Source organism: Chromobacterium sp. CCUG 30098 (assembly GCF_059916605.1).
The window spans coordinates 282096-305626 of record NZ_JAUCGS010000001.1; the positions used below are offsets into that span (position 1 = coordinate 282096).

26 protein-coding genes are annotated in these 23531 nt (G+C 62.5%); 13 read left to right on the forward strand and 13 right to left on the reverse strand.

All coding sequences use genetic code 11. From position 1 onward, the window contains the following. Positions 1-6 precede the first annotated feature (6 nt). Positions 7-291, reverse strand: coding sequence for a hypothetical protein (locus tag QUG03_RS01370; RefSeq protein ID WP_146176757.1), 285 nt, complete (start codon positions 289-291; stop codon positions 7-9). A gap of 386 nt (positions 292-677) precedes the next feature. Beyond that, positions 678-1475: a hypothetical protein gene (locus tag QUG03_RS01375; protein ID WP_107801184.1), complete on the reverse strand. Its 798-nt coding sequence runs from the start codon at positions 1473-1475 to the stop codon at positions 678-680. Between the two features lie 391 nt (positions 1476-1866). Between QUG03_RS01375 and QUG03_RS01380 the strand changes: the two genes are divergently transcribed. Further along, on the forward strand, positions 1867-2238 hold the full coding sequence (locus QUG03_RS01380) for a cupin domain-containing protein (protein ID WP_107801183.1): 372 nt from the start codon (positions 1867-1869) through the stop codon (positions 2236-2238). Here QUG03_RS01380 and QUG03_RS01385 read toward each other — a convergent pair. The 10 genes from QUG03_RS01385 to QUG03_RS01430 all read right to left on the reverse strand — a co-directional run bounded on the left by QUG03_RS01385 (position 2192) and on the right by QUG03_RS01430 (position 12569). Then, complete coding sequence (locus tag QUG03_RS01385) at positions 2192-3040, reverse strand: amidohydrolase family protein (protein WP_500819198.1); 849 nt, start codon at positions 3038-3040, stop codon at positions 2192-2194. The genes QUG03_RS01380 and QUG03_RS01385 overlap by 47 nt on opposite strands. Before the next feature lie 11 nt (positions 3041-3051). After that, entirely contained in the window at positions 3052-3315 is a 264-nt protein-coding gene (locus tag QUG03_RS01390; RefSeq protein ID WP_107801181.1) for a hypothetical protein, read from the reverse strand. A 39-nt stretch (positions 3316-3354) separates the two neighbouring features. Next, a complete protein-coding gene (locus QUG03_RS01395) occupies positions 3355-4623 on the reverse strand; it encodes an MFS transporter (RefSeq protein ID WP_107801180.1) in 1269 nt (422 codons plus the stop codon). Positions 4624-4699: 76 nt separating this feature from the next. Beyond that, entirely contained in the window at positions 4700-5434 is a 735-nt protein-coding gene (locus QUG03_RS01400) for a GntR family transcriptional regulator (protein WP_199225953.1), read from the reverse strand. 245 nt (positions 5435-5679) lie between these two features. Continuing rightward, entirely contained in the window at positions 5680-7701 is a 2022-nt protein-coding gene (locus QUG03_RS01405) for a 2,4-dienoyl-CoA reductase FMN-binding domain-containing protein (protein WP_500819199.1), read from the reverse strand. A 230-nt stretch (positions 7702-7931) separates the two neighbouring features. Beyond that, positions 7932-8714, reverse strand: a complete 783-nt coding sequence (locus QUG03_RS01410; RefSeq protein ID WP_227105685.1) for an outer membrane protein OmpK — start codon at positions 8712-8714, stop codon at positions 7932-7934. Between the two features lie 191 nt (positions 8715-8905). Then, entirely contained in the window at positions 8906-9238 is a 333-nt protein-coding gene (locus QUG03_RS01415; RefSeq protein ID WP_488905279.1) for an MGMT family protein, read from the reverse strand. Positions 9239-9244: 6 nt separating this feature from the next. Next, positions 9245-9895 carry an MBL fold metallo-hydrolase gene (locus QUG03_RS01420; RefSeq protein ID WP_227105681.1) on the reverse strand — a complete coding sequence of 217 codons (651 nt, stop codon included), beginning with the start codon at positions 9893-9895 and terminating at the stop codon, positions 9245-9247. A 165-nt stretch (positions 9896-10060) separates the two neighbouring features. Beyond that, positions 10061-10438 carry a DoxX family protein gene (locus tag QUG03_RS01425; RefSeq protein WP_500819200.1) on the reverse strand — a complete coding sequence of 126 codons (378 nt, stop codon included), beginning with the start codon at positions 10436-10438 and terminating at the stop codon, positions 10061-10063. Between the two features lie 148 nt (positions 10439-10586). Further along, positions 10587-12569 (reverse strand): methyl-accepting chemotaxis protein, encoded by a 1983-nt coding sequence (locus QUG03_RS01430; RefSeq protein WP_500819201.1) that lies wholly within the window; start codon positions 12567-12569, stop codon positions 10587-10589. 224 nt (positions 12570-12793) lie between these two features. Here QUG03_RS01430 and QUG03_RS01435 point away from each other — a divergent pair, with 224 nt between their 5' ends. Beyond that, positions 12794-13606, forward strand: a complete 813-nt coding sequence (locus tag QUG03_RS01435) for a nucleotidyltransferase domain-containing protein (protein WP_488905280.1) — start codon at positions 12794-12796, stop codon at positions 13604-13606. A gap of 361 nt (positions 13607-13967) precedes the next feature. Here QUG03_RS01435 and QUG03_RS01440 read toward each other — a convergent pair whose 3' ends face one another. Beyond that, the gene (locus QUG03_RS01440) at positions 13968-14417 is read right to left on the reverse strand and encodes a hypothetical protein (protein WP_227106316.1); all 450 of its coding nucleotides are present in this window, start codon (positions 14415-14417) and stop codon (positions 13968-13970) included. A 373-nt stretch (positions 14418-14790) separates the two neighbouring features. Here QUG03_RS01440 and QUG03_RS01445 point away from each other — a divergent pair, with 373 nt between their 5' ends. The 11 genes from QUG03_RS01445 to QUG03_RS01495 all read left to right on the forward strand — a co-directional run bounded on the left by QUG03_RS01445 (position 14791) and on the right by QUG03_RS01495 (position 23513). Further along, the gene (locus QUG03_RS01445; protein WP_107801567.1) at positions 14791-15174 is read left to right on the forward strand and encodes a GPW/gp25 family protein; all 384 of its coding nucleotides are present in this window, start codon (positions 14791-14793) and stop codon (positions 15172-15174) included. After that, complete coding sequence (locus tag QUG03_RS01450; protein WP_500819202.1) at positions 15171-15902, forward strand: phage tail protein I; 732 nt, start codon at positions 15171-15173, stop codon at positions 15900-15902. The genes QUG03_RS01445 and QUG03_RS01450 overlap by 4 nt, the downstream gene beginning before the upstream one ends. A 30-nt stretch (positions 15903-15932) precedes the next feature. Next, positions 15933-17354: a phage tail protein gene (locus tag QUG03_RS01455; protein ID WP_500819203.1), complete on the forward strand. Its 1422-nt coding sequence runs from the start codon at positions 15933-15935 to the stop codon at positions 17352-17354. Then, positions 17351-17923, forward strand: a complete 573-nt coding sequence (locus QUG03_RS01460) for a hypothetical protein (RefSeq protein WP_500819204.1) — start codon at positions 17351-17353, stop codon at positions 17921-17923. The genes QUG03_RS01455 and QUG03_RS01460 overlap by 4 nt, the downstream gene beginning before the upstream one ends. A gap of 109 nt (positions 17924-18032) precedes the next feature. Then, positions 18033-19178: a baseplate assembly protein gene (locus QUG03_RS01465; RefSeq protein ID WP_107801561.1), complete on the forward strand. Its 1146-nt coding sequence runs from the start codon at positions 18033-18035 to the stop codon at positions 19176-19178. Then, positions 19171-19827 carry a phage tail protein I gene (locus QUG03_RS01470; RefSeq protein ID WP_500819205.1) on the forward strand — a complete coding sequence of 219 codons (657 nt, stop codon included), beginning with the start codon at positions 19171-19173 and terminating at the stop codon, positions 19825-19827. The genes QUG03_RS01465 and QUG03_RS01470 overlap by 8 nt, the downstream gene beginning before the upstream one ends. Next, entirely contained in the window at positions 19824-20510 is a 687-nt protein-coding gene (locus QUG03_RS01475) for a phage tail-collar fiber domain-containing protein (RefSeq protein WP_500819206.1), read from the forward strand. Before QUG03_RS01470 ends, QUG03_RS01475 begins: the two co-directional genes overlap by 4 nt. 308 nt (positions 20511-20818) lie before the next feature. Further along, on the forward strand, positions 20819-22042 hold the full coding sequence (locus QUG03_RS01480) for a right-handed parallel beta-helix repeat-containing protein (protein WP_500819207.1): 1224 nt from the start codon (positions 20819-20821) through the stop codon (positions 22040-22042). Positions 22043-22053: 11 nt separating this feature from the next. Further along, complete coding sequence (locus QUG03_RS01485) at positions 22054-22353, forward strand: hypothetical protein (RefSeq protein ID WP_500819208.1); 300 nt, start codon at positions 22054-22056, stop codon at positions 22351-22353. A 202-nt stretch (positions 22354-22555) separates the two neighbouring features. Further along, entirely contained in the window at positions 22556-23275 is a 720-nt protein-coding gene (locus QUG03_RS01490; RefSeq protein WP_500819209.1) for a hypothetical protein, read from the forward strand. Between the two features lie 10 nt (positions 23276-23285). Continuing rightward, positions 23286-23513, forward strand: a complete 228-nt coding sequence (locus QUG03_RS01495; protein WP_500819210.1) for a hypothetical protein — start codon at positions 23286-23288, stop codon at positions 23511-23513. The last annotated feature ends 18 nt before the right edge of the window (positions 23514-23531 follow it).

The following is a 23531-nucleotide window of genomic DNA, read 5'->3' on the forward strand; positions in this document are numbered from 1 at the left end:
GCGGTCTTAGACCTGGCTGGGCCGCGAACTGCCGTCGATCAAGGCCTTGCTGACCTCGCCGGGCTTGATGATGCCGTGTTCCACGCTGTAGGCCAGCAGCTCCAACAGGTAGTCGTGACGGAAAATCAACGATCCTTCCCATTCGCTGCCTTGCTCGCCCTGGATGGCGGGCAGGGTGATGATCACGCGTTCGCCGTCTATCGTGTCCAGCGCGAAGGCCTCCACGTTTCTGGCGATTCCCGATAAGGATCTTGCAGAATGCTTGCCATAATTCAAGGCGCGTATGCTCATTGCTGACTCCTGTCGCATCATGGTTTCTCTTTGGCCCGCGTTGATCTTGAAATGGCCGCCGCTTCGCCGTCCTGGCGTCGCCTTGCGACGCCCGCCTGAGGCGGCGCGCAGGCGGGAGGCGCTTGGCGTTGCGCAAGGGCTGGATTTGGCGGCGTTTCAAGTTTTTTTATTGTCGAGCGGCCGGCATCCCGATAGTGCGTCGCGGCGTCGCGCTTGAGGCGCGAACCGGCGAGATGCGTCGGCCGCCCGGCTTCGCCGCGTGATGGGCCGGCGATATCGGCATGGGATGGCAGTCCGGCCGCGCGGTGTACCGCTCCAGGCTCAGAGCATAGCGTTTTTATGCTTATGGGGTAACTCCAGAAAAATGGAGAATACCCAGTTGGATATCACAGCTGTTTGGAGCCGATCAGCCGGCTAAAAAGCGAGGTCGGCATTTTGCGGTGCATGCCGGCGGCAATCAGCGCATCGCATAATTCGGCGCGTCGTTGCGAGGGCAGGCCCAGTTTTTCGCAGATATAGTTTTTGCTCTTGATAATAGAATCCGCCACCCGGGTTTTGGGCTTGGGCCGATATTTGTTCATGAAGTCGGCGATTTGCTTGAAGTCCCAATTCAGCAGCATCAGGAAGCAGACTTCCTGTTCGTATTCCGTCAATTCCACGTCGAGCAGTTTCAATTCGCCCTGCACTTGTTCTATGCTGCAGCCGGCGCCGAATTCCAAAATGTAATTGGGCATCAGGTTGATGAAGTTGGCGATCTCGATTTCATGCGCGTAATAGATGGTGCCCAGGATGGAGCGCGTCGCCTCGTGCTTGAGCAGATGCTTGGAGAACACCCGCGCCTTGAGGCCGTCACCGTATTCATGCACGTTGAGGATGGAGACCTTGCGTGTCGGATCGCAGGTTTGCATCAGCGCCAAGTCTTCCTGCACATAGCAATCGGCGAACTGGGCGGTGCCTTCGCAGGGCATTTCCTTGTCCAGACGGTCCACCACGTCGTCTCCGCGCTTGAGCGCCACGATTCTGGCGTAGGCGTCGCTGGACGCCAGATGACGGGAGTTGGCGTCTTTGGCGCCGACGATCATGTCGGTCTGGCCGGAGATCTGGGTGACGGATTGGCGGAACTGAGCCACGAATTCGCTTTGCTCTTCGGTGAAGCGTTCAGGGGAGACGAGCTGATAGTCCATAATGTGCGCCTGGTGCGGAGGTTGGTCATGTCGGGGTGCGCTGTCTTGGCCTCGCTGTCGCGTCGGCCGCCGTCCAATGGTTGCTGAGCGTTGGCGAGATGCTTGGAATGGCGTTGAAACCGGTTTTGAAACGCGGCGCGCCGTATGCGCGCGCGTTCCGAAGGCCGCAACGCCGTGTCTCGCTCTTGTTCGCTAAGCTTTGAACAGGCTCTAAGCTGGGCACTTATAGATTTTTTGTTCCGATAGTGTCAATGCGAATGGCCGTTTGGCCTTGATTAACTGTACTAAAGGATTAAGGCGCACGGAGAAGGCGCATAAGGCGCGCAGGTTTGAAATAATAGCTCGCTTTTAATGTTTGTTTTGTCCGCTATTACGGTTTGTTAGGAATATCATGAAGGTGATTGATTGGCAGTTGGAACTTGAAAACGGCGTTTACGACAAGAGCGTGGGCATCAAGATTTTGAAATTGGCCGGCGACGCCGGCTTCAGCACGTATTTAACCGAAATTGCCCCCGGGGTGGCCATCAACGGTCATTATCATCGTCATGGCGACGAGCACTACCATATCGTCAGCGGCCGAGGCGAGATGAGGCTGGTGGATGTGGCCACCGGGGCGGCGCGCGCTCATGAGGTGGCGGAGCGGAGCTCCTTCGTGGTGCCGGCCAATACCCAGCATCAACTCAGCAATACCGGCGCCGCGCCGCTGGTGTTGATGTTCAGCTGTCCGGCCAGTCATCTGGCGGAGGATCGCCACTTTCTGTAGCCGCGTCGAAGCGGAACAGCCGGGCGGGCGTATCGTGAGTGATGCGTCGGCGGCGTTCCGCGTCCGGCAGCCACTGTTCCAACAGCTCCAGCGTGCGGGCGTAGCGGATGGAGCCGAACTGAGTATGCGGCCAATCGCTGCCCCATAGCAGCCGCCCCGGCCCCAGCGCGCTGTCCAGCAGCGGCAGCGCGGCGCGGGCGATGTCCTCGCCGCGGCCGGCCAGGCCGTTGCGATAGGCCGCGGAAATCTTGACCCAGACGCGGCCGCTGGCCGCGCCGGCGTCCAGCATGCGGCGGAAGCCGGGATCGTCCACCCCCAAAGCAGGATGCGGCCGGCCGAAGTGGTCGATGACCACCTTGACTCCGGCGTCCAGCAGCGGCGGCAGCAAGACCGGCCAATCCTGCGCCGCGCGGTGCACCTCCACTTGCCAGTCCAGGCTGGCGGCATGCGCCAGACAGCGGCGCCACGCCGGCGAGTGCAGGTCCGGCAGCGGCCGGCCGATCAGGTTCAGCCGCAGGCCGACGACGCCGGCGTCGTCCATCGCGCGCATGGCCGGCAGCGGACAGTCCGGGGCGATCACCGCGATGCCGCGCAGCCGCCCCTCGCTCTCGCGCAGCCCCTGCAATAAATAGCAGTTGTCCGTGCCCAGAAAGCTGGGTTGCACCAGGACGCCGCCGGCGATGCCGAACTGATCCAGCTGAGCCAGATAGGCTTGCAAGGGGGCGTCCCGGTACGGCTTGTAGCGCAGCGGGGCGGTGCCTATCAGCTGACGCAGAAAGATGTGGGCGTGCCCGTCTATCATCGGCGCCGGGTTCAGCCGCAGGCCTGACAGGCACCGCCGCGCACGGCGCCCAGGTCCAGCGCCGCATCGATGTCGGCGGCGTCCAGCACTTTATGCCGGATGCTGTGGGACAAGAGGGCGAGCAGGTAGTCGCGCCGGAAAATCGGCGAGCCCTCCCATTCGCTGCCGGCCGTGCCCAGGATGATGGGCGAGGTGATGATGACCCGCTCGCCCTGGATGGTGTCCAGGGCGAACTCGTCATCGGTGATCTGGTTGGCGATTTCGTCTAATGCCATGGTGACCTCACAATTTCAATGAAATGGCGCGTCCGCCGTTCAGGCCGAGGCGCGGGCGTCGCGGGCTTCCGGTCCGCGCGGGTCCGGCAGCGTGTCGTTCAGCGGCTTGCCCTTGGTTTCCGGCAGGCAGAACACGGCCAGCGCGACGATGGCGTAAGCCATCGCGGCGCTGACGCCGATGGAGGCACCCAGGGTCCAGCTGTCGCTCAGATAGCCGACCAGCAAGGGAAAGCCGGCGGACAGGATGCGGCCGAAGTTGTAGCAGAAGCCCACGCCGGCGCCGCGCATGCCGCTGGGGTAGAGCTCGTTGAACAACGCGCCCAGACTGGAGGGAATGCCGGCGGCGAAGAAGCCCAGCGGAAAGCCCAGGAACAGCATCAGCGGATTGCTCAGCGGCGCGAACACGTAGATCAGCACCGTGGCCACGCAACAGACGGAGAACAGCAGCAGGTTGAGACGGCGGCCGATGCGGTCCAGCAGGTAGGCGCTGGCCATGCAGCCGCACCAGAAGGCGACGATGATCACCGCCAGATAGCCGCTGGTGCCGAGAATGGACAAGTGGCGCTCGGTCTTGAGGAACATCGGCAGCCAGGTCATCAGCGCGGCGTAGCCGCCGTGCGCGCCGACGCCGATCAAGGAGCCGATCAGGGTCATGCGCAGCACGTCGGGTTTGAAGATGTCCAGCAGCGGCACCGCGGGCGCGGCCTGGCGCTCGCGGCGCGGCGGTTCCGGAATGTGGCGGCGGATATAGATGATGAAGAAGGCCGGCAGGATGCCGATGCCGAACATCACGCGCCAAGCGATTTCCGCCGGGAACAGCAGGAAGATCGCCGAGTACAGCAGCACCGACGCGCCCCAGCCCACCGCCCAGGCGCTTTGCACCGAGGCCATCGCCTTGCCGCGGTGTTCCGGCCGGATGATCTCCGCCATCAGGACCGCGCCGGCGGCCCACTCGCCGCCGAAGCCGAAGCCCTGTAGCGCCTTGAACACCAGCAATTGCTCATAGCTTTGGGCGAAGCCGGACAGCAGGGTGAACAGCGAGAACCAGACGATGGTGATTTGCAGCGCCAGCACCCGGCCGACGCGGTCCGACACCGCGCCCATGATCCAGCCGCCCAGCGCCGAGGCCACCAGGGTCACGCTGCCTATCATCCCGGCTTCCGCCTTGCTCAGGCTGAAGGCGGCGATCAGCGCCGGGATGGCCAGGCTGAACATCTGCACGTCCAGCGCGTCCAGCGCCCAGCCGCCGAAACAGCCCCAGAAGGTCTTGCGTTCGCCCGGCGAAACCTGCTTATACCAATGCAACATGATGCTGCCCTTTATGGTTCTTGCTTGTTGTCGATGCGTCGCCGCGCGCCGCTGCCACGGCGCGGGCGGCGCGGAATCAGCGGATGTCCGCCTGATAGCGGAATTTATCGGCGCGGCCGCGCACGCTGCGCCATTCCAGCGGGCTGCCGTCATAGGCCTTGGCCAGCCGCTCCAGCACGATGGCCGGGGTGCCGGGCGCGAGTTGCAGCAGTTCCGCGTGCGGCGAGGCGATGGCTTCCGCGGTCAGGATTTCACGCGCGGAGGCCACCACCTGATGACAGCAATCCTCGTACAGCGGATAGAGCAGGTCGCCGAAACTGGGTAGCGGAATGGCCAGCAGCGCCTGGAAACGCGTCGCCGGCAGCCAGATGGACTCGGCCAGCAAGGGCTCGCGGTCCAGATAGCGCAAGCGGGTCAGGTGGATGGCCTGTGCGCCCGGCGATAGCTGCAGGCTGTCGGCGATGGCCGGCGGCGGCGTCAATTGTTCGCGGTGCAGGATTTTCGCTTCCGGGATGCGGTAATTGCCCGCCGCGTCGTGAAAGCGGAAAAAGCGCAGCAGCGAGGATTGGAAGTTGGCCGGTTTGATGAAGGTGCCCTTGCCTTGGCGGCGTTCCACCATCTCGTCGGCCACCAATTGATCCACCGCCTTGCGGATGGTGCCGATGGAGGTGTGGAAGCGTCCCACCAGCTCCGCCTCGGTGGGAATCGCTTCGCCGGGCTTCCATACCCGGTTGGCGATGTCGCGCGCCAAAGCGTCGCGCACTTGCTGGTACAGAGGCAGGCGGAGGTCCGCCTGACGCATGTCGGTCATATGGTCATATATATGAATTAATTCGATGGCCGCAACGATGACAAATTAATGAACGTCAAACAAGAGCTAAAACGTTTTATCAGGGCCGATCTGTACTAAAGGACGGTGTTTTGCGCGGGGACGCGCGGGCGGGAACGGCGGGGGCAGCGTACAGGCCCGGCGGAGCCGGGCCTGAGAGCCTGCTTAGGACAGTCCGGTGGCCATGTCTTTACGGCATGGCCGGCTGGCGAGAGGGCGGGCGGGAATCAGATGCGGGCGGCCAGGCGCGAGCCTTGATCGATCGCCCGTTTGGCGTCCAGTTCGGCCGCCACGTCGGCGCCGCCGATCAAATGCACGCTCTTGCCGGCGGCCTGCAGGGGCGCCTGCAGCTCGCGCAGCGGATCCTGGCCGGCGCAGATGATCACATTGTCCACCGGCAGCAGCTGAGCCTCGCCTTTGACCGTGATGTGCAGGCCGGCGTCGTCTATCTTGTCGTAGCTGACGCCGGACAGCATGCGCACCCGCTTCATCTGCAGGCTGGCGCGGTGAATCCAGCCCGTGGTCTTGCCCAGGCTTTCGCCCACCTTGCTGGTTTTGCGCTGCAAGAGGTAGACCTCGCGCGGGCTGGGGTGCGGCTGCGGGCCTTGCGGACTGAGGCCGCCCGGATGCTCCACCGCCATGTCCACGCCCCATTCGCGCATGAAGGCGGCGGTGTCCAGCGAGCTGGACTTGCCTTCGTGGGTCAGGAATTCCGCGGTGTCGAAGCCGATGCCGCCGGCGCCGATGATGGCGACGCGCTTGCCCACCGCCTTGCCGTGCTTGAGCACGTCCAGGTAGTTGAGCACCTTGGGATGGTCCACGCCGGGAATCTCCGGCGTGCGCGGCGCGATGCCGGTGGCCAGCACCACTTCGTCGAAGCCGGCCAGGTCCGCCGCGGCCACTCGGGTGTTCAGCCGCTGCTCCACCCCGGTTTGTTCCAGCTTGCGCTTGAAGTAGCGCAGGGTTTCGTAGAACTCCTCCTTGCCGGGAATGCGCTTGGCCACGTTGAACTGGCCGCCGATTTCCGCCGCGGCGTCGAACAAGGTCACCTGATGGCCGCGCTCCGCCGCCACCGTGGCGAAGGCCAGGCCGGCCGGGCCGGCGCCAACCACGGCCAGTTTCTTGGCCTGGGCGGTTTTTTCGTAGTTCAGTTCAGTCTCGCGGCAGGCGCGCGGATTGACCAGGCAGCTGGTCAGCTTGCCCTGGAAGATGTGGTCCAGACAGGCTTGGTTGCAGCCGATACAGGTGTTGATCTCGTCGCCGCGGCCGGCGGCGGCCTTGTTGACGAAGTCCGGATCGGCCAGGAAGGGACGCGCCATGGACACCATGTCGGCGCAGCCGCCGGCCAGGATTTCTTCGGCCACTTCCGGGGTGTTGATGCGGTTGGTGGTGATCAGCGGAATCTTCACCTTGCCCATCAGCTTCTTGGTAACCCAGGCGAAGCCGCCGCGCGGCACCATGGTGGCGATGGTGGGCACCCGCGCCTCGTGCCAGCCTATGCCGGTATTGATCAGCGTGGCGCCGGCCTTCTCGATCTCTCTGGCCAGATGCGCCACCTCGTCCCAGGAACTGCCGTCCTGCACCAGGTCCAGCATGGACAGCCGGTAGATGATGATGAAATCGCTGCCCACCGCGGCGCGCACCGCTTTCACGGTTTCGATGGCGAAGCGGATGCGGTTTTCAAAGCTTCCGCCCCAGTCGTCGCTGCGCTTATTGGTGGCGCGGGCGATGAACTGGTTGATCAGATAGCCTTCCGAGCCCATCACCTCCACGCCGTCGTAGCCGGCCTGCTGTGCCAGCCGCGCGCAGCGGGCGAAGTCGGCGATGGTTTGCCAGACGTCGGCGTCGGACAGCTCGCGCGGCTTGTAGAAGTTGATCGGCGCGATCAGCGGCGAGGCGGACACGCATTTTTCCTGGAAGCTGTAGCGGCCGGAGTGCAGGATTTGCAGCGCGATCTTGCCGCCGGCGGCGTGCACCGCGTCGGTGACCAGCTTGTGGTGCGGCACTTCGGCCTCGTCGGCCAGCATGGACGCGCCTTCGGCGACACAGCCCTCCGGATTGGGGCCGACGCCGCCGGTGACGATCAAGCCCACGCCGCCGCGGGCGCGCTCGGCGTAAAAGGCCGCCATTTTCTCAAAGCCTTGCGGGGCCTCTTCCAGGCCGGTGTGCATCGAGCCCATCAGCACGCGGTTTTTCAGCGTGGTGAAGCCCAGGTCCAGCGGGGCCAACAGGTGCGGGTATGCCGTCATGTTTTCATCCTCGTGTAGATTTCTCGCGCAGATCATTGTGGCCGCGGCCGTCGTCCGGCGCCAGCGCGGCGGGCAAGTGTTTGATTGCTTGGGCTTGCCGGTGTTGGCGTTGAAGATACTTACTAGTAAGTAAGGTGTCAATCGGCCTTGAGGCCAAGCTTGCCGCGGGAGAAGGCCAATATAAAAAAAGCCACCGCGAAGGGTGGCTTTCATTTCCAGGCCGATAGGGCTTAGAAGTTGTATTTCAGCGAGTAGATGACGGCGTTTTCGTTGCCGGCCACGCCCAGCTTGTTGACGGCGTAGCGGTACTGCAGACCGGCGGTCATGGATTTGACCGGGGTCCACCACAGGCCGATGGCGCCGTTCTGGCCGGTGCGGCGTTCGCTTACGCCGTTCGGGGTGGCCAGGGTGGTGTATTCCTTGGCGCGGTCGAATTCGGTTTCGTGCCACTGGGTCACCGAGAACGGCTGGCCGAAGGCGGTGAAGTCGAAACCGGCGACATAACCGGCCATATAGCCGTTCATATTGGCGCCAACGCCATATTTCAGTTCCTGGTGGAAGCCGAGGAAAGGCTTGAACCAGACTTTGCCGAAGCTCAGGTCGGTGCCCAGGCCCACTACGCGGTTCTGGTCAAAGAAATTGTGGCCGCGGGTATCGTATACGTGGGTGTACAGCTTGACCGGCACGCCGCCGACTTCAGCCAGGTTGAAACGCGCAACTACCTTGGTGGTGTAGCGACGATCGCCTGCCGGCATTTCCTTGTCGTTGCGGTTCCAGTTCTCCAGATCGAAGAAGCCGTAAACATCGCCCCAGGAACGGCCGATGCCGCCTTCGGCTTCCAGGTATTGGAAGTTGCGCTTGGCGCCGAACGGGCCGGCTTGCGTGCGATCCAAGGTGCTCGGTGACCAGTTCAGCTGGTTGAAGCTGACATTGCCGAAGGAGTAATCACCGGCTTGCGCCAGGGTACAGCCGCCCACCAGAGCCAGGGCCAGCAGCAGATTGCGAGTTTTCATTGTTTCACCAGAATATTGTGCGTGTAGCGTGTAGTGCGCGCGGACAGACCTGTCGGCGCGGGCGCAGACTAGCTCAGAAATATTCGTTTGCAAAGTATTTACAATGCGCCTGTCGCATTTTTGTCATTTTATGTAAATGCGATGTATTTTGAGCTATAGATATTTGGCATGAAACATTAAATGTTGTGGAACTACAGTTTTTTGCTACAAAAATGCGCGTCCGGCCAGCCGTAACGCTTTAAATCCACCTTGCCGGCCGCGCTCAATTCCACCCCGTCCTCTTCCAGCAGCAAGCGCTGCCAGTCGGCCTGCTCGCTGCCCGGCCGCGAGATGCGCCCTCCGGCGCCCAGCACCCGAAACCAGGGCACGCTGAGGCCTTCCGGCAAATGGCTGAGCAAACGGCCGACGTGGCGCGAATGGCGCGGATAGCCGGCCTGCTCCGCCAGCGCGCCGTAAGTGGTGACCCGGCCCGGCGGCAGCGCCAGCAGCAGCGCGATCACCTTGCGTTCAAATTCGGGAGGCATCGCGGCTCAGCGGTAGCGAGGGTTGGCCACATAGGGGTTGCTGCGCTTTTCCTCGCCCAAGGTGGTCAAAGGGCCGTGGCCCGGCACCACCGTGGTGTCGTCCGGCAGCAGGAACAGCTTTTGCTGGATGGCGTCGATCAGTTGCTGGTGATTGCCCATTGGAAAGTCGGTGCGGCCGATCGAGCCCTGGAACAGCACGTCGCCGGCGATCAGCAGCCGCGCGCTTGGGCTGTGAAACACCACATGGCCGGGGGTGTGGCCGGGGCAATGGATCACGTTCAGGCTTTCCTCGCCCACGCTGACAGTGTCGCCTTCCTCCAGCCAGCGGTCCGGCGTCAGCGCCTCGCTGCGCGGAAAGCCGAACATATGGCCTTGCTGCGGCAGTTGATCCAGCCAGAAGCTTTCCGCGCGCTGCGGGCCTTCTATTTTGACGCCCAGTTGCTCGGCCAGGCGCGCGGCGCCGCCGGCGTGGTCGATATGGCCGTGGGTCAGCAGCAGTTTTTCCACCGTCAGGTTCTGGCGGGCGGTCCAGTCGGCGATGCGTTCGATATCGCCGCCGGCGTCCACCACCGCGGCGCGGCCGCTGGCGTCGCACCACAGGATGGAACAGTTCTGGGCAAACGGCGTGACCGGAATCACGTGGAAATGCAGGGACATGGCGCGCTCGATTCAATGCAATGCGGCATTGTGGCACGAGTCGGCGGGCAAGAGGAGGGCGGGCCGTCGCGGCCCGGGCCGGTGCAGAGTCCAAGCCGCCTCAGAGCCTGTTCAACGCTCCTGCCTCACTCTCCCGCCGACGCGCGGCACATTTTGAGCCGGCTTTCAGTCCTTGCGGCCGTCCCAAGACAGCTTGCCCGCGCCGTGAGCGAACACCATCAGCAGGCCGCCGGCCATGGCCAGGTTCTTGGTCAGCTGGATCATTTGCTGGCTATTGCCCGGTTCCCAGTGGAAGAGCAGCGCCGAGGCGACCGAGAAACCGGCCAGCAGCAAGGCCACCCAGCGCGCTCGCACGCCCAGCGCCAAGGCCAGACCGCCGCCGATTTCCAAAGTGATCACCAGCGGCAGCAAGAAGCCGGGCACGCCCATCGCGGCCATATAACCCTGGGTGGCGGCGTAGCCGGCGCCGAGTTTGCCTATCCCGGCCAGGATGAAGACCTGAGCCAACAGCACGCGGGCAAGCAATGCGATCCATTTGTCCATCTTGCGTTCTCCTGCCGGCGCGCCGGCCTTGATTGATGACGCCGGCCGCGGAGGGCGGCCAGCCATGAACGGACTATACGGGCCGGGGCGGTGCGAAAAAAGCGCAAAAAACCGCAAGAGTCGATCAAAAAATCCGACCAAGCCGCGGCTACAGCTTGAATTTTCCAATCAGGGAATCCAGCTCCTCGCCCAGGCGCGCCAACAAAGTGGTCGCCTGCTGCGCCTGGCTGATGGATTCGTCGGTTTGCAGCAACATGCCGTGAATGTTTTCGATGTGGCGGGCGATTTCCTGGCTGGCGCTGGACTGTTCGGAGGTGGAGGCGGCGATGTCGCCCACGGATTCCACCACTTGCTGGGCGTGGCCGCTGATCTGCTGGATCGATTGCGCCGATTCCTCGGCCAGCTTCACCCCCTGGTCCACCTGGCGCAGCGCGCCGTCCATGCTGTCGGAGGCCTTGGTGGTGTCCTGCTGCATGGTCTGGATCACGCCGGAGATTTCCAGCGTGGCCTGAGCGGTGCGCTCGGCCAGCTTGCGCACTTCGTCCGCCACCACCGCGAAGCCGCGGCCCATCTCGCCGGCGCGCGCCGCCTCGATCGCCGCGTTCAGCGCCAAGAGATTGGTCTGGTCGGCGATGTCGCGGATCACCGACACGATGCCGCTGATCTGGTCCGAGCGCTGCTGCATGCCGCTCAGCACCTCGGCCAGCTCGCGCACCGTCTGCGAAATGCGGCCGATCTCGCGCACGGTGGCGTCGACATTGGCCGAAGCCTCGCTGGACAGCGTATCGGCCTCGCGCGCGCGCTGCTCCGCCACTCGCGCCGATTCCGCGATGTGGCTGACGCTGACCGACAACTGCTCCACGCTGGCGGCGGTGGCGTTGGCGGCCTCGGACTGGCGCGCCGAGCTGCCGCGGATCTGATCCACGTCGCCGGACAACTGGCGCACCGAACCCAGCACATCGCCGGCGTGGCGGCGCACGTCCAGCATCATCGTGCGCAGCGAGCCGGTGAAGGTATTAAAGGCGCCGGCGGCCAGGCCGATCTCGTCGCGGCTGGCGATGGGCAGCGCCCGGGTCAGATCGCCGCTGCCTGAGGCCAGCTCGCTCATCGCCGATTGCAGCCGGCCCAGCGGGCGCAGCAACTGGCTGAGCGTGGCGCCCAGCAGCAACAGGATCAGCGCCAGAATGCCCAGGCTGATCAAGGCCGACTGCCAGCTGGCCGCGCGCACCGGCGCGAACGCCTCGCTCAAAGGGATGGAAATGCGCACCGCCCACGGCATGCCGGCCTCGCCCACGGTGATGGGCATGATGAAGTGGCGGAAGCCGTCGTCGCTGTCGTACTCCGCCGGCTGGCCGCCCTTGATCGCCGTCTTGGCCGCCGCCGGCAGACCGGCGTCCGCCTTGCCGTTGAGCGCCGGATCGCGGCCGGCCAGCTGCACGCCGCTATTGGAATACAAACTCATGAAGCCGCTCTGGTAAGGCTTGACCTTGGTGGCCAGCTCCTGCAAATGACCGAGCGCGATATCGCAGCCGGCCACGCCCAAGACCTTGCCGTTGCTCGACAGGGGAAAGGAAATGGTGCCCATCAGGATCTTGATGTCGGGATCGACGTAAGGCTCGGTCAGCATCGGCTTGCCGGTTTTGCGCGGCTCGGTGTAGTAGGCGCTGTCGTCCACGCCCTCGCCGCCCCACACCACGTCGATCTTGCCGCTCTTGCGATACCAGTACACGCCGCTGCGGCCGGTCTTGTCGTTGTGCTCCTTGCCGGCCAGCTCCGCGTCGCGGCCGTCCAGCGCGTTGGGCTCCCAGATCGCCCAATAGCCGACCGCATCCGGATTATTGGGCAACTGGCCTTTGACGATGTCGGATACCAGCTGGCGGGCGTTGGGCGGCAGATTGTGCTTGACCGCCACCGCGGACTCGGCCACCACCTGGGCCGAATCGTAAGTCTTGCCCAGCAAGCGTTGCACCTGGCCGGCCTCGCTTTCGGCCAACAGCTTGGCGTTGTCCAGCACCGCCTTCTCCGCGCTCTGATAACTGGCGTAGATATTGACGCCGGCCAGCACGCAAAAACCGATCAGGATCAGCAGGCCGGAACTGGCCAGAATCTTGCCCTTGATGGTGGTGATCATGGTTGTCCCCATCGCTTCATATGTGTTCTTCCCCAAAAGCCGTTGCGAGCGGACGCCGGTTCCCGGCCCGGTTATTATGGTGTGGGCCCGCCGGCGGCATCGGTTTCCAACGGCATGCCGCCATTTGTATTAAATAGCTTAAATGGGGTAAAGGGAAATTTTGCAATCGGCGGGACGGCGCGCCATCTTCCGGCGCGCCGCGGCGAGACAGGGAGAATCGAAGCATGTCGATGGAAGCATGCACCCGCCCGGACCATGCCGAGCGCCCGGCGGAGGCCGCGCGGCGGCTGGTGCTGGCGCGCTTGGAACAAGTGGAGGCGAGCCACGGCGTGCGCATCCTTTACGCGGCCGAAGGCGGCAGCCGCTGCTGGGGCTACGCCGCGCCGGACAGCGATTACGATGTGCGCTTCGTCTACCTGCATCCGGATGCGTGGTACGAGACCGGCGACCGGCGCGACGTGATCGAACTGCCGCTGGCCGACGGGCTGGACATCAGCGGCTGGGAGCTGCGCAAGGCGCTGCGGCTGAGCCTGGGCGGCAACGCCGCGCTACTGGAGTGGCTGGCCTCGCCGCAGGTCTACCGCCAGCACCCGGCGGCCTGCCGGGTCTTGCGGGATCTGGGGCCGGAGCACTTCGCCGGCGAGGCGGCCTATTGGCATTATCTGTCCGTGGCGCGCAAGAACTACCGCGGCCGCAAGCTTGAGCAACAACTGCGACTGAAAAAATACCTGTACGTGCTGCGGCCCTTGCTGGCGGCGCAATGGGTGAAGACGCGGCGCGGCATGCCGCCGCTGGCGCTGGCGGAATTGGTCGCTGGGACTTTGGACGATGTCCGGCTGCGCGATGAGCTGGCTGGCCTGCTGGCCTTGAAAACCGCCGGCGGCGCGCCGGAGTACGGCCCGGCCACGCCGGGCCTGCAAGACTATATCGATGAGGCCATGCGGGATTACGAGGCCGCGGCGCGCCCGAGCCGCTACAGCGACTGGGCGCGGGCGGACGCATTGCTGGAGCAAGTGCGCCTGGCCTGCGGTGCTTGAACAGGCGGAGGCCTTGGTTTCAACAGCCCGTTTCTGAAGGCGCCATCCGTCCGACAAACCTCCTGCCCTAGGGTGGGCGGAGCGCGGCGATGCCGACGCGGAAACGCGATGGGACCGATGCTTGGATCTTGGCGGCGGGGTTTGGTGGGTTTGCCTGCGGCTCCACCCACCCTACAAGACCATCCATCATAGGGTGGGTGGGGCGAGCGATACCCACGCGGAAACGTGATGGGATCGATTCTTGGGCCTTGGCGGCGGGGTTTGGTGGGTATCGCCTATCGGCTCCACCCTCCCTACAAATACCCCGACAAACCAGCCACCGTAGGGTGGGTGGAGCGTAGCGATACCCACCGCAAGACGCTTAGCGGTTTCGCAGGCGGATGCGGCGGAAGCGCGCTTCCAGGCTGAAGCGCTGCCCCAGCGCCAGGTAGATCTGGTGCTGGCTATCGACATGGCGGTAGACCCGGACCCGGTCGGCGCCCAGCAGCATCATGATTTCCAGATAGTTGAAGAAACCCATCCACTGACCGCGTCCGGCGCGGTCGTCAAAATCGATGTCGCGCGCCACGCGGCTGAGCAGGCCTTTGCCGACGTATTCCCGATTGTCCTTCAGCCATTGCAATAGGTGAGCCGCGCATTCGCGGCCATAAGCGTGGTCGGCGAGGAGATCCTTGCTGGGCGTGGGCATTTGCCAGTAATGCCGATAGGTGCGGCCGGGGCAGAGACGAACAAAGGGAAGCAGGGCTTCCTGCTGTTCCAGCGAGTGCAGTTTGTAGCGGCGGCGACGGGGGAAGTTTTGAGCGTGATGCATGGTGTTTCTCCTGCTGTGACACAAGATAAACCACCTGCCGGGGAAGGCTGAGGTATTGGGCAGGCGCGTGGCAGGATTGGCGTACCGAGCTATGAAACCGGCGAGTGCATAGCACTCTCCCACCACACGCCTGCCAAGTTGGTAGAGCCATGGGTGTACTGCTTGCGTAATTTCATAGCAACGGGACGCCAATCCCGTGTGCCGCATGTGGGCGGCAACGGGGGGATTGTTGCCGACCGGGTGCGGAGGGTCAAGGCATGGAGGCAAGGCTTGCGCCGGATGCGGTGGCCTCCGCGAAATTGTCCTTGTAATTCAATTGTTTCCCTAACCGGCTTTAAAAGCCCCGCGGCGGGCCTTGAGGCATCATAGGCCCATGACCCGCATATCCGACATCTCCTCCTTGCACTGGCAGCCGGCCTTGCAGGCCCGCGATCAGGCATCCCCCGCTGACATCGTCGAAAACCTCGACGACATCCATCAGGCCTTGCGCATCATCTTGGGCACGCCCAAGGGCAGCGATCCGCTGCGGCCGGAGTTTGGCAGCGATTTGTTCCGTTACCTGGATTACCCGGTGGATCGGGCCCGGCCGCATGTGGTGCGCGAGGCGGTGGAGGCGATCAGCCACCCCTTGTACGGCGAACCGCGCGTAGCCGTGGCGCGAGTGTTCTACAGCGTGGGCGGCAACGGCGACGCGCGGCTCAGCGTGCAATGGCGGCTGGCCGACGGCGTGATCCGCGAAACCGAGTTGCGGCTATGAGCGCGGCGGCTACGGGCAGCGGAACCGTACCCAATATTTTGGCCAAGGACGAACGCTTCGGCCAACTGGCGCAGCTCACCACCCGCTTGGGCGACGCCGATCTGAGCACCTTGCTGGTCTATCTGGTGGATCAGGTGGACGCCGGCTGGCTGCCGGCGCTGGCCGAGCAATTCCATGTCGCCGGCGATGAGGGCTGGCGGCTGAGCCAGGGCGAGCGCCAGCGGCGCGAGTTGATCAAACAGTCCATCCATCTGCACCGCAGCAAGGGCACGCGCTGGTCCTTGCAACAGGTGCTGGCCACGCTGGCCTTGTCCGGCCAGATCAGCGAATGGTTCGAATACGGCGGCAAGCCTTATCACTTCAAAATCCAAATCGACCTGGCCGCCCGCGGCATAGACGCCGCCACGCTGGCGGCGCTGGAGGCGATGATCAACGAGTACAAGAACGCCCGCTCGGTGCTGGAGCGGCTGGCGCTGGTGTTGAGCAACCGCAGCGCCGTTCCGGTGCTGGCCTTGGCCACCCAGGCCGGCGAACTGGCCACCGTGCTGCCGTTCCAGCCGGTGTCACTGGAGCAGCGCGCCAGCTTGAACGCCGCGCTGGCGATCGGCAGCGTGGAGGCCACTACTGTCTATCCGTTTCAGACGACGGCGCTGCGGCAGCAGGCGCCGGTGACGCTGGGCCTGGCGCACGCCAGCGTCGAGACGGTCACGCTTTATCCCGCAGCATGAGACCCCTTGAATCTTTTCCAGGAGCAATCGATGGCCAATGAGTTTTTCACGCTTCTCACCGCCAGCGGCAAGGCCAAGCTGGCGGCGGCGCAAGCCAACGGCGCGCCGCTGCAGATCAGCCAGATGGCGGTGGGCGACGGCGACAACGGCGGGTATTACACGCCCAGCGAGAGCCAGACCGCGCTCAAGCACGAAACCTGGCGCGGCGCGCTCAACCACCTGGCGGTGGACCCGAACAACCCCAACTGGGTGGTGGCGGAGGCGGTGCTGCCGGATACGGTGGGCGGTTTTTACATCCGCGAGGTGGGCCTGTTCGACAGCCGCGGCGATCTGATCGCCGTCGGCAAATTTCCCGAGAGTTACAAGCCGCTGCTGGCGGCCGGCTCCAACAAGCAGCTCTATGTACGGATGATTCTGGAAGTGTCCAACACCGCGGCGGTCACCCTGCTGGTGGACCCCAGCGTGGTGCTGGCCACGCGTTCCGCGGTGGAGCAGCGCATCGCCGAGGAGTTGGCGAAGCGGGACTTGCCCCTGACCGCCTTGCCGCTGCCCTGCGTGGCGACGGCGGACAACCGGATGGCGGTGACCGCGGCAGCGGTGGCGGGCCAGGGCGGCACGGTGTCGGTGCCGGCCGGCATCGCCATCAGCCTGGGGCAGGACACTCAATCCGGCGCCGGCAAAGCGGGGACCTTCGTCACCAGCGCCTGGACCAGCCCGGTATTGGCGCCCGGCAGCGAGTACTTCCTGCGCGGCCAGATTGTGTCCGGCACCTTGACTTGCTATGTGCAGAAAGGGGCGTTGACGGACGCGGCGCCGGCGTCCTTGAAGGGGGCCGCCAATGGCGCGGCGGGAGGCGGTTTTTTCTCCACGGCCTTGGATATCTGTTTGGCCAGGGTGATCACCGGCGCGGCCGGCAGCGCGCCCGTTGTGCAAAAAGTGATCAATCGCGGCGCAAGCAGCTGGTCCGCGACGATGAATGGCTCCGGCACCGTCTATCTGCCGTTCGATCCCTTCATCAAAACCGGGCGGATCACCGCGTCGACGATCACGCCGCATCCGACGCAAATTTCGCAAATTAGCCATGGCAGCGGGGGCTGGACGGGCGCCGCCTATTGGTTGGGCTGCCCTACCGGCACCGGCGGCGGTACGGCGAACATGTCCAGTTACTCGAACTGGACGGGCCCCGCCGCCGTGCTCATCACGTCCAATAACGTGGTGGGCGATATGGTGGTGTCCACCTGCACCGGCATGTTCGAGCACATCGCCGGCAAGTCGATGTGGCAGGTCTTGCAGATGGAGCATCAAATCGGCGACGCCACGGGCGCAAACGGCGATGAGCATTTGATGGGGGAGGGCACCAAGAACCTGTTGCCCGCCGATTACGACAACGGCTTGGCCATCAGTTACAGCAACTGCGTCAATGCCTTGCTGACTTGGGAGGTGGTGCGATGAGAATGGTGGAAAACCTGCTGTCTTACGATGGCGAGCTGCGTCCGGCGCAGCCTTCCGACAATCATGTGTGGACCGGTGCGGAATGGCGATTTGACGCCGCCTTGCAAGCCGAGCGGCTGGAGCAGCATAAATTGGCGCAGTGCGCGCGCCTGGACGCCGAGGCGGACGCGATTGCCAACTGGCATGCGATTTCGCCGCCGCGTCTGGCCGAATACCAGCGCGCCGCCGCCGAGGCGCAGGCGTTCAAGGACGCCGCTTACAAGGGCGAGGCGCCGCCGGCGGTGCGCTCCTGGGCCGAAGCCAAGAGTTGGGACGGCCAGCAGGCGGCGGACAGCATCCTGGTCAAGGCGGCCGCCTGCGAACAGGCGCTGTACGCGATCCGCGACGCGCGGCTGAAGGGCAAGGAGGCGGTGCGTCAGGCCGCGGACGAGACGGCGGCGCGCGCGGCGACCGACGAGGCCGTGTCCCGGCTGCAGCAGCTGGCCGCCGGCAATTTCGCCGCCGCCTTGCCGGAAGCCGAAGCCGGCCGCGCCGGCAGTCTGTTCAAGTTCTTTTCCAAACGGCTTTAAAAGCCGGCGGGGAGCATGATGGCGGATCATTTCGCCATCCGCTTCCTCTTCGGCGCTCCGCGGCGGCCGAGCCTGGCCGCCGTCGCTCCCCATTCAAGGACGTTCTTCCATGACCCCAGACTTGCCCAAGTTCATTGATGACGATCCGCATCTCGTCACCGCCGAGCTGATCGACGCCTACCAGAAGATGAGCGGCAAGACGCTCTATCCCGGCCAGGTGGAGCGTTTGCTGATCGATTTGATCGCCTACCGCGAAAGCGTGGTGCGCGCCGCCTTCAACGACGCCGGCCGTCAAAACCTGGTGGCCTTCGCTCGCGCGCCGATGCTGGACTACTTGGGCGAACTGGTCGGCGTCAGCCGGCTGCCGGCCCAGCACGCGCGCTGCACGGTACGCATCGCCTTCTCCCAGCCGCTGGCGCTGGCGCAGCTGATTCCGGCGCAGACCCTGGTGGCCGGCGGCGGCGTGCAGTTCCAAACGCTGGCCAGCCAGATTGCGCCCGCCGGCAGCAGCAGCGTCGACGTGCCGGTCAGCGCGGTGGAGGCCGGTGCCGCCGGCAACGGCTTTGTGCCGGGCCAGATCAACGCTCTGGTGGATGAACTGGACGTGGACGCCAGCGTGGTCAATATCGATACCAGCGCCGGCGGCGCCGACGCCGAGGATGACGAGCGTTTGCGCGCGCGGATTAGGCTGGCGCCGGAGTCGTTCAGCGTGGCCGGCAGCGCCGCCTCCTATCGTCACCACGCGCTGCGCGCGCATCAGGACATCGCCGACGTGGCGGTGATCAGCGCCAGTCTGCAACAGCAGAACGGCGAATTGCAAAGCGCCAATCAGGTGCCGCCCGGCGTGGTGCGGCTATACCCGCTTACCAAGACCGGCATGCCGCCGGACAGCCTGCTCAGCGTGGTGGCCGCCGCCTGCAGCGCTGACCGGGTGCGGCCGCTGACCGATCTGGTGGAGGTCTTGCCGCCGGAGGATTACGGCTACCGGGTGCGCGCGCGGCTGACGCCGTATCGCGACGTCGATCCCAAAACCGTGCAACAGCAGGCGCAGGCCGCCGTCGGCGCTTTCGTGCAGGCGCAGGCGGAGCGGCTGGGCCGCGACATCGTGCCGTCGCAGCTGATCGCCACGCTGTCGGTGTCCGGCGTTTACCAGGTGACTTTGCTGGAGCCGGCCGCCACCCAGGTGGTGCCGCCGCAGGGCTGGTCGCACTGCACCGGCATTCAGCTGGAAATGACCGGAGGCCAGGATGGCTGATGTGACTCCCAATCTGCTGGCGCGCGACGCGCGCTTCGGCCCGCTGGCCCGGCTGAGCGAACGCTTGGGCGACATCGATCCAGGCGGCTTGCTGGTCTATCTGGTGGACGCGGCCAAGCCGGAGTTGTTGCCCCTGTTGGCTGAGCAGTTCCATATCGACGGCGATGAAGGCTGGCTGCTGACCCAGAGCGAGCGGCAGCGCCGAGATCTGATCAAGCAGAGCATAGAACTGCACCGACACAAGGGCACGTCCTGGGCGCTGCGCGAAGTGTTCCGCATCCTCGGAGTGACGGTGGAACTGGAGGAGTGGTGGCAGCGCCAGCCGCCGGCCGCGCCCTATACCTTCGAATTGACCGCCTGGGCCAACGACAATCTGTTGCCCGGCCAGGCCTTGTTGAATCCCGAGCTTTACCGCCGGCTGCGGCGCATGGTGGAGCTCGCCAAGCCGGCGCGCAGCACTTATCGCTTCAAGCTGGGCGCGCGCTTCAACGGCCGCTTGGGCCTGGCTTCGGCCGCTCAGGCGCGCGCGTTGATCCGCCGCAGCGCCGAGACGGCGCCGATGCGGCTGGCGCCGCAGCAGCTGCTGACCCTTTCATCCGCCGCGCAGATCTATGGCGTGGTCCACGTCACCATGGAGGCATCGTTGTGAGCACCCCTTTAGCACCTCTTATCACCGCCGCCGGCCTGGCCGCGATCTGGCGCGCCAGCAATGACGGCGTGTCCGCGCAGATCACTCACATCGCCTTGGGTGACGGCGCTTACGCGCCTGCGCAGAGCCAGACCAAATTGCGCGGCGAGCAGGCGCGCTACCCTATCGCCGGCGGCGAACGGCTGGGCAATACCCAGATCCATCTGACCGCCATCGCCGACGACGACAAGGCGTTTTGGGTGCGCGAGATCGGCTTCATTCTGGCGGACGGCACTTTGCTGGCGGTCTGGTCGGACCCGAAGGCGGCGCTGGCCTATAAGGCCGCCGATGTGCAATTGCTGCTGGCCTATGACCTGGCCTTGAACGCGCTGCCGCCGGACAGCGTCACCATCCAGTCCAGCGGCGCCGGTCTCAATTTGAGTCTGGCCAGCGAGTTGGCGGCTTTGGCCGCCGCTCAGATCAGCGAGGCCACCCGCGGTTTGGAGCGCGACGATCGCATCCGCGCGCAGGCGGACAAGCAGCAGGCGCTGGAACCGCAGGTGGCCGCCCTGCAAAGCCAAAGCCGAGCATTGGAGCAGGAGCATGCCGCCGATAAACGCGCTGGCCTGGAACTGGTCACTGCCAACGCGGCGGCCATCGTCAGTCTCCAGCATTTGTTCGTGAAACAACATCTGGGCATTTGAGCCAACGGATCGTGGGGGGCGGCGAGCAGCCAAGCGTTGAGGATGAAACTATTTTGAGCCGTCTAGGCGAGCTGTGCTGATGTTGCTGGCACATCGCATGCGGTAAAAAGACAGCATCCAGCACTTGTCGCAGGGTTTCCCCGCCTATCTCATGAATACGGTTATTCGCTGTTTAGTTCGGCATTTATTGAATCTATTAATTTAAATATTCATTAATTGTCGGATTGTCATGGAAGAGTGTTGGTAAAGGCGGTTTTGATATCAGCCGAAATGGCTGTGTGTTGTTGTTTGACTTTAAGGAGAAAGAGATGAGCTTGGAAAGCAATGTTGCAGATCTGGTCAAGTCAGCAAATGCACTGACTGGAGTTGTCAATGGCAAGATCGGCGCTATTGATAAAAGGGTGGATGCTCAAGTCGCTAAAATGGACAGCACGATGGCTAATTGGGGAACCACGGCGAGCCAGGTTCTGGAAGTGGGACCGGGCAAGCCCTTCAAGACGATTTATGAGGCGTGGACATCCTTGAGTGGCAAGGTATTGCGACATGATGTGAAAATTAAAGTGAGTGACGGGGTGCACACCAGTACTTCAATTCATTTGAGAGGGCAGCCCTATGCGCATCGGATCAGGATTGAAGGCAATATCAAAAATCCAGAAGCATGCGTGCTTAAGTTCGTGCCGGATAGCGCTAACCGTTCTCATGGGGTGATTTTTAACGGGGTACGCGGTGTTAATTTTAGTGGGTTCAAAATCATTGGAGAGATGGATGTCGACAAAAACTTCACTTGGCGCGGTATCCTTTTGCAAAGGGGCGCGTATGTGGTGTCGGATAATAAGTCAATTGAAATTGAAAATGTAAATCATGGTATAGAAATGACGGAGGGGAGTCTATATGTTTGTCATGGTTTGCGTGGTATGGGATTCGGTTATGATGGGCTAAGGGCGCATCATGCTTCTCGAGCTTATATCAATGATGCCGTTTTTTCTGGCAAGGGAAAGCAGTTTTTAATGACTTACACCAATGGCGTGAAGGTGGCGTCAACGGGATTGAGGGCAGAACAAAGCTCTTTGGTGGAAGCACATGGAGTTAGTATTAGCCTGTGCAGTGATAATGGGCTGCGAGCTGGAAATAATAGTGTGATATATGCTTATGGGGCATTAATTAAAAGCTGCGCTAACTATGGCATATACAGCAGTTCTGGTTCAAAAGTACAGATTCACCCAAATGATGGGGAGCCTTGTACCATCAAGGATTGCAAGGTGGGGATTGGGGCACGGTATCAAGGGGCGGTATTTGGCAACAATATTGTGATTCAAAATGTTGAGAAGGGTTTCTATGTTGACCTGGCTGGCCTCGCTCATGTAGTGGGTAGCTCCGCTAGCTATTGTTCGCTTATTGCCTACGAGGCGATCAAGGGGGGATTCATTGATGCGACAGGCAGCTCTGCCAAATCAATAGAAAACAAAGTCAAGTACTCCCCGGCGAGTAGCGGTGTGGCAGGTAATGCCAACGCGACCATCGTTTTTAGTTAAGGAGGAATGTCATGGATCATATTGAAAATGTTAATGAATTTGATGAAGAAGCGGCTGGCCTGAGTTTGGATGGCGGCTGGTTTGATTATGCAGAAGGCACCGAGGTGCCGGAGGTGGATGCTGATCATTATCTGCGGGCAGCGGCGGAGGGGAAAATCCTTAGCGCCTATAGCATCCAACAACAGTTGAACATCGTGCGTAGAGGAAAAAAGGAGGAGGTCGAAGCAATGGGCACATTCATCGATGCGGTTCTGGCTTGGAGAAGTGGTGCCAACCCAGATTTTGACGAGCTTGAGAAAATTCAACCCTGATTGGAAGGGATGAATAAGAAGCCACTTGGGGAGGTGGCTTCCTTTGATTTTTTAAAATGTTTTAAGATACAGCGTATTTTGCCAGTGCCAGAATGCTTCCTTGTCAGTCTCGAGTTCGTTCATACATTTCTTGCTGTGGACGAAAAGCATGGTCGGACCCTGGGTTCCGGCCGAACTCTGTGATGAACTATTGGAGAGCATGATGAGCTTGGAAAGCAATATCGCGGAACTGGTACAGGCGTCGAACGCGCTGACCGGCACGGTAAACGGCAAGATTGCCGATATCGATCGACGTGTCGCGACTAAGGTGGCGGAATTGGAAAGTTGGCGCAATCAGGCCCGTGATGAATTTCCTGTGTTGCGTATGACCAGGAATCAATTTGGTAATGTGCTTGATAATGCTTTGGTGGGTTGGGGTGTAGATGCGGGCACCTCGGTCACCATATCGGCACGAAGAGATATCGTTTCCGGGGCGGTATGGAGTACGAGAGACGAAGAAGAGAAAAAAATCCTCACTCTGATGGGGATGGCTGGTGAACAGTATTTTCAGCCCATGATTCGGATATTGAAGTTGACATGGAAGAAAAACCCAGGGGCAAAAAATACGCTGCTACCCTTTCAAGTGCTTCCAATGAGAACGGGGCATACGGTCGCAAGTTATGCTCGAATTTTAAGAGGCAGCGTAAGTGGCTATTATTTGCAAGGGGCTGGGTCCGATTGGAGCTTGTGTGGTGAATATGTGGCACGCGGCCGCCCTGGGGCCTATGCTCATTGCCACCCTCACTGCCTGTCCGATGAAGGCGAGGTCGAGTTGATTTGGCCCGCGGCAGTGGCTGGCTATTTTCCATTGAATAAGGAAGAACCGAGCTGGGGATGGTTTGACCATCGAGCTAGTCAGAGCAACTTTGATATTTCAATTTGAGGACATGGCAATGAAAGATAATATCTTGACGGAAGCGTATCACTGGCCTGCTGAGCATTGTCAGAATTTGGCAAAGGCCTATATAGAGGCGATTTATCCGATACATCGTCAACTGAATATCCTGAGGGTCGGAAACCAAGCTGAAATTGCTGCCATGGGTCAGTTTATCGATGCATGCCGAGAATGGAGTAAAGGCGAGCAAGCCAATCCGGCAGCATTGGAAAAAATAAAGCCTTAAAAAAAACCCCGCCAAGGC